Origin of the sequence: Candidatus Erwinia dacicola, from assembly GCF_001756855.1 — a bacterium.
Taxonomy (GTDB): Bacteria; Pseudomonadota; Gammaproteobacteria; order Enterobacterales; family Enterobacteriaceae; genus Erwinia; species Erwinia dacicola.
This window is the reverse complement of the sequence record NZ_MAYS01000117.1, coordinates 1-1,208: the sequence shown is the minus strand read 5'-3', so window position 1 is coordinate 1,208 and position 1,208 is coordinate 1. Positions and strand designations below refer to the sequence as shown.

3 protein-coding genes and 1 pseudogene are annotated in these 1,208 nt (G+C 50.1%); 1 reads left to right on the top strand and 3 read right to left on the bottom strand.

Annotated features, from left to right (window positions below):
* Positions 1-218: hypothetical protein (locus BBW68_RS18250; RefSeq protein WP_222563061.1), on the top strand; the 218-nt coding region annotated here is incomplete at its 5' end.
* A gap of 112 nt (positions 219-330) precedes the next feature.
* Here the strand turns inward: BBW68_RS18250 and BBW68_RS03620 are convergent.
* From BBW68_RS03620 to BBW68_RS19470, 3 genes and pseudogenes are all read right to left on the bottom strand, one after another.
* A pseudogene (locus tag BBW68_RS03620) lies at positions 331-805 on the bottom strand (transposase); the annotation flags it as partial.
* Entirely contained in the window at positions 780-956 is a 177-nt protein-coding gene (locus BBW68_RS19475) for a hypothetical protein (RefSeq protein WP_245675198.1), read from the bottom strand. The gene BBW68_RS19475 and the pseudogene BBW68_RS03620, both read right to left, overlap by 26 nt.
* Positions 940-1,077, bottom strand: coding sequence for a hypothetical protein (locus BBW68_RS19470; protein WP_245675197.1), 138 nt, complete (start codon positions 1,075-1,077; stop codon positions 940-942). Before BBW68_RS19470 ends, BBW68_RS19475 begins: the two co-directional genes overlap by 17 nt.
* Positions 1,078-1,208 lie beyond the last annotated feature (131 nt).

The window sequence follows — 1,208 nt, the reverse complement described above, 5'->3', positions numbered from 1 at the left end:
CTTTTTCTCATGGAACTATCTTGGATGATCTTGGTTATCTAGGATCAGCCCCCAATTTTATTTCTGCATCAGATGAATTTCTATTTCACCGTCATAATAATATTAGCTGTCAGCTTTATTCTCGCCACCATGCGTACGCCATAAATAAACGTGATAAAGGTCAGGCAGAAAATCTGCAAACTGCCAGCTATCCGGCACGTGGCAACCTTCGAGAATAATACCGAGCATGCCGCTAAAAAGCTAGCCTGAAGTCATAATCGCTAAGGTTATACGCGGCTTTGTTGAATAAATCAGAGTTAGCCGACAGAATGCCTCCCGCTACTATACCTGTTATGCGATCTTGACGCTGTGCGGCATACCCAACGACGTCATCCGGTTCAACGCTTTGACCATCGCCATCGTTTCACCAACCTGAACATCATGGTTACGCAGGCTCAGATGCCTGCCTAGCAGGGTTTTGCTGCGGAACATCGCCGTTTCTGCCACTAAACGGCGGTGATAACCCACTTTCTTTTTCCAGACGTCATTGTTGCCGCTCAGATGCTGATTCGCCACGGCATGGTTACGCTCATGGTACTTTTGTCCGGCCAATATGGCACCCCGCTTTGTGGCGGAATAAGTGGCCTGATTTTTTCCTCAGCAACGCATCATGGCCGTAACGCGCGTCATAAGCGCCGTCTGCTGTAGCTTCCCTGATTTTCCGGTGTGTTTGGTTAATCAGATCCGGCAGAGCCTGTGCATCAGTCGTTCTCCTGAGCGACAAATCGGCACAGATAATCTTATGCGTCGCACTGTCTGCGGCCAAGCGCTAGGCACCACATCCCCAACTCCGTTTGTCCGCCGAAGAAGAACAGCATGCTTATTAAGGTAGCAACCACAACGCTGGCTAGGGCACCGAGTAAGCCGTCGATACCGTCAACCATATTGAAGATGAAGGCGTTAATGGAACCGATCACGGCAAACGACGTAACCACGTATCCCCGCCACCCCGGCCTGCACCAGTCTGCGCGGCATCACCGGCAGGTCAAAGCGGTCATCAACCACGCCGATTAGCAGCAGCAGTCTGATGCACAGCATATAGACCGGAAAAGCGGGCAGCCATCAGGACTGCAGTCCATAAAGTAGCCACAGAGAAAAATAGATAGAAACCCCACCCACGGCTTTGTTGGATAATAATTGATCATGCTCTTTAATATGCCGGTTTTGGA